Raw genomic sequence first — 8,469 nt, forward strand, 5'->3', positions numbered from 1 at the left:
GGCGAACTCGCCGACGGCACCCCGGTGCCCCTGCTCGCGAACCTCGGGTCCGTCGCCGGCGCGGCCGGTGCCCTGGCCCTCGGCGCCGAGGGGGTCGGGCTGTTCCGCACCGAGCTGCTCTTCCTCGACCGCGCGGAAGCACCGGGCGTCGCCGAACAGGCTGACCGCTACGGCGAGTTGCTCGCGGCGTTCCCGGGCAAGCGGGTCGTCGTCCGGGTGTTCGACGCCGGAGCCGACAAGCCGCTCGCCTTCCTCCGACCGGACGAGGCCGAGCCCAACCCGGCGCTCGGGGTGCGGGGTATCCGGGCGCTCCGAGCTCGTGACGAGGTGCTCCGAGACCAGCTCACGGCGCTCGCGCTCGCACAGGACGCCCACGAGGCGGACCTCTGGGTGATGGCCCCGATGATCGCCGACCTCCCCGAGGCCGCGGCGTTCGTGACCCTCGCCAAGCGGCTCGGCCTGCGGACGGTCGGGACGATGATCGAGGTGCCGTCGAGCGCACTGCTCGCCGCGCAGATCCTCGGCGTCGCGGACTTCGTGAGCATCGGCACCAACGATCTGACGCAGTACACGCTCGCGGCGGACCGTCTCCTCGGGCCGCTCGGCTCGTATCAGGACCCGTGGCACCCGGCCGTGCTGCGGCTCGTCAAGCTCGTCGGCGACGCCGGTCTCGCCTCAGGGCGCTCGATCGGCGTCTGCGGGGAGGCGGCAGCGGATCCGGCCCTCGCGGTCGTGCTCGTCGGCCTCGGGGCGACGAGTCTCTCGGTCACCCCGGCCGCGCTCGGCGACGTCCGGAGCGAGCTGCGCCGCTACACGCTCGAGGCGGCTCGTGCCATGGCCATGGACGCCCTGAGCGCCGCGTCACCGGCTGAAGCCAGAGCTGCTGCGCTGGCCTGACGTCGCTCGACGCTCGGTCGTCCCGCACGAACACGTCCGGCCCAGCGCAGTGCGCTGGGCCGGACGGATGAACCGGGTGCGGGCTAGGAGACCTTGCCGGAGATCATGGCCTGCTTGACCTCGGCGATCGCCTGCGTGACCTGGATGCCGCGGGGGCACGCCTCGGTGCAGTTGAAGGTGGTGCGGCAGCGCCACACGCCCTCCTGGTCGTTGAGGATGTCCAGGCGGACCTGCGAGGCGTCGTCGCGGGAGTCGAAGATGAAGCGGTGCGCGTTCACGATCGCCGCCGGGCCGAAGTACTGGCCGTCGGTCCAGAAGACGGGGCACGACGAGGTGCACGCGGCGCACAGGATGCACTTCGTGGTGTCGTCGAAGCGGGCGCGCTCGGCGACCGACTGCACGCGCTCCTTGTTCTTCTCCGCGGGCTTGCCGGGCATGAGGAACGGCTGCACCTCACGGAACGACGCGAAGAAGGGGTCCATGTCGACGACGAGGTCCTTCTCGAGCGGCAGACCCTTGATCGCCTCGACGTAGATGGGCTTCGAGATGTCGAGGTCCTTGATCAGCGTCTTGCAGGCGAGCCGGTTCCGGCCGTTGATCCGCATCGCGTCTGAGCCACAGATGCCGTGCGCGCAGGAACGACGGAACGTGAGGGTCCCGTCCTGTTCCCATTTGATCTTGTGGAGCGCGTCCAGGATGCGGTCCGTCGGGAACATCTCGACGTCGAAGTCCTCCCAGCGTGGCTCGGCGTCCACGTCCGGGTCGAACCGACGGATGATCAGGGTGACCGTGAAGGACTGGATCTCCTCCGGTGCCGCGGCCGGCGGGTTCTCGAGCGTTGCAGTGCTCATCGCTAGTACTTCCTCTCCATCGGCTGGTACCGCGTGATGACCACGGGCTTCCAGTCGAGCCGGATGTGGTCGGCCGCGTCGGACGAGTGCGGGTCGCCGGACAGGTACGCCATCGTGTGCTTCATGTAGTTCTCGTCGTCGCGCTTCGGGTAGTCGTCGCGCATGTGACCGCCACGGCTCTCCTGACGGTTGCGAGCGGAGTAGACGACGACCTCGGCGAGGTCGAGCAGGAAGCCCAGCTCGATCGCCTCGAGGAGGTCGGTGTTGAAGCGCTTGCCCTTGTCCTGGACGGCGATGTTCTGGTACCGCTCGCGCAGGTTGTGGATGGTGGCGGTGACGCCGGCGAGGGACTCGTCGGTCCGGAACACCTGGGCGTTGCGGTCCATCTCCTCTTGGAGCTCCTTGCGGATCGTGGAGATCCGCTCGGTGCCGTTGGAGTTCCGCATCTGCTCGATGAGGCCGGAGACGAAGCCGGCGGGGTTCTCGGGCAGCGGCGTGAAGTCGACGCCCTGGACGTACTCGACGGCGTTGTTGCCGGCGCGCTTGCCGAACACGTTGATGTCGAGGAGCGAGTTCGTGCCGAGTCGGTTCGAGCCGTGGACGGACACGCACGCGCACTCGCCGGCCGCGTACAGGCCGGGGACGACGGTGTTGTTGTCGCTCAGGACCTCGGCCTTGACGTTCGTCGGGATGCCGCCCATGGCGTAGTGCGCCGTCGGCATGACCGGGACGGGCTCCGTCACCGGGTCGACGCCGAGGTAGGTGCGCGCGAACTCGGTGATGTCGGGCAGCTTGGTCTCGAGGACCTCGGCACCGAGGTGGGTGCAGTCGAGGTAGACGTAGTCCTTGTTCGGCCCGGCACCGCGGCCTTCCGCGACCTCCTGGACCATGCAGCGCGCGACGATGTCTCGCGGGGCGAGGTCCTTGATGGTCGGGGCGTACCGCTCCATGAAGCGTTCACCGCTTGCGTTCCGGAGGATCGCACCCTCGCCTCGGGCTCCCTCGGTGAGGAGGATGCCGAGACCGGCGAGGCCGGTGGGGTGGAACTGGAAGAACTCCATGTCCTCGAGCGGGAGACCCTTGCGCCAGATGATCCCGACGCCGTCGCCCGTGAGGGTGTGTGCGTTCGAGGTCGTCTTGTAGATCTTGCCGAAGCCACCGGTGGCGAAGATGACCGCCTTCGCCTGGAAGACGTGGATCTCGCCGGTGGAGAGCTCGTACGCGACCACACCGGACGGCTTGTCGACGCCGTCGACGTTCGTCATGATCAGGTCGAGTGCGTAGTACTCGTTGAAGAAGTTGATGCCGAGGCGGACGCAGTTCTGGAACAGCGTCTGCAGGATCATGTGGCCAGTGCGGTCGGCCGCGTAGCAGGCGCGGCGGACCGGCGCCTTGCCGTGGTCGCGGGTGTGGCCGCCGAAGCGACGCTGGTCGATCTTGCCCTCGGGGGTGCGGTTGAACGGCAGACCCATGTTCTCGAGGTCGATGACCGCGTCGATGGCCTCCTTCGCGAGGATCTCCGCAGCATCCTGGTCGACGAGGTAGTCGCCGCCCTTGATGGTGTCGAAGGTGTGCCACTCCCAGCTGTCCTCCTCGACGTTCGCGAGCGCAGCGGCCATGCCGCCCTGCGCCGCTCCCGTGTGGGACCGCGTCGGGTAGAGCTTGGAGATGACGGCCGTCTTCGCTCCGGGGCCGGCCTCGATCGCGGCGCGCATGCCGGCACCGCCGGCACCGACGATCACGATGTCGAACTGGTGGTAGTGGATGCCGTCGATGACGGTGGACTCGGTGGTTTCTGTAGTCACGGTTTCCGTTGCTCGGTCTCGGTTGCTCAGTTGGCGGGGCAGAACGACGCGAGCAGGTCTGCAGGTGCGCCGGCGGGGCACGGGTCGAAGGTGAAGACGACCAGGGTCCCGAGGATGATGAGGATGGTGACGGCGGCGAGGATCGCGACCTTGAGGACACCGCGGATCGTGCGACCCGTGGCGTAGTCGTTGACGATGGTGCGCATGCCGTTGCCGCCGTGGATCAGTGCGAGCCACAGCATGGCGACGTCCCACCACTGCCAGAAGGGGTTCGACAGCTTGCCGCCGACGAAGGCGAAGTCGATGGCCTTGATGCCGTCGCCGACCATGAGATTGACGAACAGGTGGCCGAAGATGAGGACCAGCAGGATCACGCCGGAGACGCGCATGTAGATCCAGCCCCACTTCTCCCAGTTGACGCCCTTGCGGCGCGCGGGACGAGCGGGGGTGCGGGGAGCGGCGATCGTCGTCATCAGTGGCCCATCTCGCTGAACACGTTGATCAGGTGGCGCGGCGTGAAGCCGAGCATCGTCACGACCCAGAGACCGATGACGATCCAGAACATGGGCCGCTGGTACTTGGTGCCCTTCGACCAGAAGTCGATGAGGATGATGCGGATGCCGTTGTACGCGTGGTAGGCGATGGCGGCGACGAGCGCGACCTCGCCGAGCCCCATGATGGGGTTCTTGTACGTACCGATGACCGCGTTGTACGCCTCGGGGGAGACCCGCACCAGCGCGGTGTCGAGGACGTGCACGAGGAGGAAGAAGAAGATGGCGACGCCGGTGATCCGGTGGAGCACCCACGACCACATGCCCTCACGGCCCCGGTACAGGGTGCCGGCCGGGCGTTTGGATGTCGTGGATTCCAACGGTGACGTTCGCGTGAGACTCGCGGTCACGAGGTCCTCCCTGATAGTCGCTATCTGCGGCAGATCGTTCTGCCGTGCGGGGGTTGTTGCCTGCCGTGCGTCGAATCGGCGCGCTGGACCAAGTGTAGGCGTGGGATGCGCGGTCTCGCCGCTAAGGCTGGCCTAACTGTCTCGACGTCGAGAGAGGCCGGACACCTGCGCGACGACCGCGCGACACCGGGTGTTCACAACCAGTTCCGACGCTTGAACACCTTGTAGAGGATGACGCTCGTGGTGGCCATGAGCGCGAGCGCCATCGGGTAGCCGAACCACCACGACAACTCCGGCATGTGGGTGAAGTTCATGCCGTAGATCCCCGCGATGAGACTCGGGCCGAACAGGATGGCGGCCCAGGAGGAGATCTTCTTCACCTCGTCGCCCTGCTTGAGGCTCGCCTCGGTCATCTTCGCCATCTCCTCGTTCTGGCGTTGCCCGACGAGGGTGCTGTTCACGGTCAGGATGTCGCGCAACAGCTCGCGGTAGGCGTCGATCCGTTGGTTGACGCTCGTGAGGTGGTCGGCGACGTCGCGGAGGCCGCGTTGCAGTTCGTCGGCGACCCCGTACTTCGCGCTGCCCTGCTCGAGCGACAGCATCACGTCGCTGAGCGGGTGCGTCGCGCGTTCGAATGCGATGACCTCGCGGGAGAGCTGGTAGATGCGGCGGGACACCTGGGATTCGCCGACGAAGACCTGCTCTTCGATCTCGTCGATGTCGTTCGAGAGCCCGGCGACGACCGGACCGTAGCCGTCGACGACGGCGTCGATGATGGCGTACAGGATCGCCTGCGGACCATAGGCGAGGAGTTCGTGCTCCTGCTCCATCCGCGCCCGCACGTGCGACAGGTCGGGGGACTCGGCGTGCCGGAGGGTGATGACGAAGTTCGGGCCGACGAAGACGTGCAGCTCGCCGAACTCGACGGTCTCGGTCTCGTCGACGTAGTTGGCGGCCCGGAGGACGACGAACAGGACGTCGTCGTACCGCTCGATCTTCGGCCGCTGGTGCGCGGTGATGGCGTCCTCGACGGCGAGCGGGTGGAGGCCGAACTCCGCCGCCAGGACGCCGAGCTCGCCGGCGTCGGGCCGGTAGAGCCCGATCCACGCGACGCCGTCCGGGGTCTCATGGAGCGCGCGGAAGGTGTCCTCGAGCGAGGTGAGCGTCGAGCTACGGGAACCGTGGCGGTAGATGCAGGCGTTGACGATGCTGTTGCGCCCGTCGAGGTCCGCGGCGTCAGGCGGGCCGACGGGGGCCGGCGGAGCCTGCTTGCTGCCGAAGGACGGGATCGGGATCCCGAGGACGTTGCGTCCAGCCATGCTCGTACCGTTCTTTCTCATGCTCGATCTGGCGCTCATCGTAATCCCGTCACATGACGGTTCCGTGCCGTCGTCGTCAGGCTGGAGCCTGGCGGTACGCTCGGGGGATGACCACGCCCCTCGAACGCTTCTACGCGGTGATCCCGGCCGGCGGCATCGGCAGTCGTCTCTGGCCGCTCTCGCGAGCCGACGCACCCAAGTTCCTGCACGACCTCACCGGCTCCGGCAGCACGCTGTTGCGCGCCACCTGGGACCGCCTCGCGCCGATCGCCGGCGACCAGCGCATCATGGTCGTCACCGGGCGTGCGCACCGCGCGGCCGTCGAACAGCAGCTGCCCGACCTCGCCGACGCCAACGTGGTGCTCGAGAGCGAGCCGCGCGACTCGACCGCCGCGATCGGGCTCGCTGCGGCGATCCTCGTCCGTCGCGAACCCGACGTCATCGTCGGCTCGTTCGCCGCCGACCACGTGATCCGCGGCGACCGCCTGTTCCGCGCCGCGGTCGCCCAGGCCGTCACGGCCGCCGAGGAGCGCTACATCGTCACGATCGGCATCCAGCCCACGGAGCCCGCCATCGGCTTCGGCTACATCAAGAGCGCCCGCGACCTCGGCATCCGCGGGGCCGAAGGGGTCATGCTGGTCGACTCCTTCGTCGAGAAGCCCGACCTCGCCACGGCCAAGCGGTACGTCTCGAGCGGCGAGCACCTCTGGAACGCCGGGATGTTCATCTCGCGGGCCGACGTCCTCCTCGAGGAGATCGGTCGGCAGAAGCCCGAACTCCTGGCGGGCCTCCTCGAACTCGCCGAGGTCTGGGACGACGCGGCGGCCCGCGGACCGGTCGTCGACCGCGTCTGGCCAGCGCTCGAGAAGATCGCGATCGACTACTCCGTGGCGGAGCCCGCCGCGGCTGCCGGTCGCATGGCCGTCGTGCCGGCGCACTTCGACTGGGACGACGTGGGCGACTTCGCCTCGCTCGCCAAGCTCAACTCCGGTGGGCGCAAGTCCGACCTCGCCATCCTCGGCGAGAACGCGCGCGTGCTATCGGACGCCTCCAGCGGCATCGTCGTCAGCCAGACCGGTCGGGTCATCAGCCTCATCGGCGTGCAGGACATCGTCGTCGTCGACACCCCGGACGCTCTGCTCGTCACCACGAGCGCCAACGCGCAGCGGGTGAAGAGCGTCGTCGACGCCCTCAAGCTGTCCGGTCGCGACGACGTCCTCTGATCGGCAATCGACGGTGACCGCGCTGCGCGAGCTGCTCCTGCAGGCGGGCGCGCGTCTTCAAGCCGCAGGCGTGCGTGACGAGGCCTTGGCGGAGGTCTACACACCCCGCGGACTCCCGCTCGTGAAGCGGGCACCCGCGCTACGGCCGATCGGCCGGGCGTGGCGCCTCGGGGTCGTCCTGCTCTCGGCCGACGGTCGCCTCTTCACCGCCGCCGAGTCCACTCGGGCCGTGGAGCCGAAGTGGTTCAACCACCGCTCCTCGGAGGTCGAGCACCGTCGGATCGCGCAGCAGGCGGCCCACCGCGGCCCGTTCGCCGAGGGCGACGTCGTCAATTTCGAGGTCGTCGAGCTCGCGCTGGACGAGGCGTCACTCCGGGAGGGGTCGGGTCCGTTGCGCCTCGTCGATGACACGGTCATGCTCCGCTGGGCCGGGCACGACCTCGGGCTCACCCCGCTCGACGCCTACCTCGATGACCGGGTCTCACTCCTCATCGGCGAGTGACCCGTTCCGATCGCCCGTCTTCAGGCGAACGGGCCCTGATTCGCCCGTCTTCGGGCGAACGAACCGGGCGATCAGACCGCGGGGCCGAACCACTCCGTGTAGAGCCGCCAGAAGTTGCGGTTGCCGTAGGCGCTGCAGGCGTCGCCCGTGCCCGAGACGTTCGCGAGGGCTGCAGCGTTCGGTTGATACGGCGTGTAGAGGTAGAGGTTGGCCGTCGCCTGGTTGCGGATGTCGACCTGGGTGCCGCCGCAGGCCGCGTCGGGGCTGTACTGGATGTAGACCGATCCCAGGTGGTACGCCCGCTGGTAGGACTCGCCCGGCACGTTGAGCGGGTACAGCGTGTACTGCCGGAACTGCCATGCGGAACGGTAGACCTGGTTCTGGAACCCGAAGTAGTCCGCGTCGCAGCTCGCGCTGAAGTTCGGGCCGGTGTCGGGGCAGCCCCAGCCCATGGCGCGCGCGTAGCCGTACTCGCTCGGCCCGGTGATGAGTGACTGCTCCTTCTGCATGAGGACGAGCAGCACCTTGGGGTTGATCCCGCACGCGTGCGCGACCTTCGCGACGATCCTCGCCGCCGACTCGTTCACGGCGCCGCGGTAGGCCTCGCAATGTCCGGGCTCGGCCGCCGGGACGGACTCGGTGCTGGCACGGAAGTCCGCCAGGCACGGCACGCCGTCCTTCGGGGTACAGGGCTGGGAGGCGAAGAACGCCTGGACGTCCGCCTCGCTCATGGCGTTCGCGTCGTAGAAGTTCGCGTCGCTGATGATCTCGCCCGGGTCGAAGTCCGTGCCGCGGACCGTGGGCGGCGCCGGCTGGGCAGGCTTGCCGGGAGCCGGCGTGGCAGGCTTCGTCGGCTTCGGGGTCGCCGTCGAGGGAGTGGTCGGCGAGGGACTCGGGGTGGGCGTCGGCGTCGTCTGCGTCCGGCTCAGCTGCGAGCTCGCAGCGGCCGCGGTCGCCGGCGTGGTCGGCAG

At 68.5% G+C, this 8,469-nt stretch carries 9 protein-coding genes; 3 read left to right on the forward strand and 6 right to left on the reverse strand.

The genetic code is table 11. The features are described from left to right. On the forward strand, positions 1–897 hold an 897-nt coding region (locus tag IFT89_RS18960), incomplete at its 5' end, for a putative PEP-binding protein (RefSeq protein WP_202939743.1). Between the two features lie 83 nt (positions 898–980). Here IFT89_RS18960 and IFT89_RS18965 read toward each other — a convergent pair. From IFT89_RS18965 to corA, 5 genes are all read right to left on the reverse strand, one after another. Continuing rightward, on the reverse strand, positions 981–1,748 hold the full coding sequence (locus IFT89_RS18965; protein WP_064294822.1) for a succinate dehydrogenase iron-sulfur subunit: 768 nt from the start codon (positions 1,746–1,748) through the stop codon (positions 981–983). A gap of 2 nt (positions 1,749–1,750) precedes the next feature. Beyond that, complete coding sequence (sdhA, locus tag IFT89_RS18970; RefSeq protein WP_086474106.1) at positions 1,751–3,553, reverse strand: succinate dehydrogenase flavoprotein subunit; 1,803 nt, start codon at positions 3,551–3,553, stop codon at positions 1,751–1,753. A 26-nt stretch (positions 3,554–3,579) separates the two neighbouring features. Further along, the gene (locus IFT89_RS18975; RefSeq protein WP_064294824.1) at positions 3,580–4,026 is read right to left on the reverse strand and encodes a succinate dehydrogenase hydrophobic membrane anchor subunit; all 447 of its coding nucleotides are present in this window, start codon (positions 4,024–4,026) and stop codon (positions 3,580–3,582) included. Beyond that, a complete protein-coding gene (sdhC, locus tag IFT89_RS18980) occupies positions 4,026–4,454 on the reverse strand; it encodes a succinate dehydrogenase, cytochrome b556 subunit (protein ID WP_255376691.1) in 429 nt (142 codons plus the stop codon). Before sdhC ends, IFT89_RS18975 begins: the two co-directional genes overlap by 1 nt. Positions 4,455–4,648: 194 nt before the next feature. Then, on the reverse strand, positions 4,649–5,773 hold the full coding sequence (gene corA, locus IFT89_RS18985) for a magnesium/cobalt transporter CorA (RefSeq protein ID WP_085512255.1): 1,125 nt from the start codon (positions 5,771–5,773) through the stop codon (positions 4,649–4,651). A gap of 107 nt (positions 5,774–5,880) precedes the next feature. Between corA and IFT89_RS18990 the strand changes: the two genes are divergently transcribed. Together IFT89_RS18990 and IFT89_RS18995 are read left to right on the forward strand one after the other, a co-directional pair. Then, positions 5,881–6,996 carry a mannose-1-phosphate guanylyltransferase gene (locus IFT89_RS18990; protein ID WP_064294827.1) on the forward strand — a complete coding sequence of 372 codons (1,116 nt, stop codon included), beginning with the start codon at positions 5,881–5,883 and terminating at the stop codon, positions 6,994–6,996. 13 nt (positions 6,997–7,009) lie between these two features. Next, positions 7,010–7,498 (forward strand): hypothetical protein, encoded by a 489-nt coding sequence (locus IFT89_RS18995; RefSeq protein WP_137243432.1) that lies wholly within the window; start codon positions 7,010–7,012, stop codon positions 7,496–7,498. Positions 7,499–7,569: 71 nt separating this feature from the next. Here the strand turns inward: IFT89_RS18995 and IFT89_RS19000 are convergent. Continuing rightward, positions 7,570–8,469: hypothetical protein (locus IFT89_RS19000; RefSeq protein ID WP_202939744.1), on the reverse strand; the 900-nt coding region annotated here is incomplete at its 5' end.

This window comes from Plantibacter sp. CFBP 13570 (genome assembly GCF_014841395.1).
GTDB classification, from domain to species: Bacteria; Actinomycetota; Actinomycetes; order Actinomycetales; family Microbacteriaceae; genus Plantibacter; species Plantibacter auratus.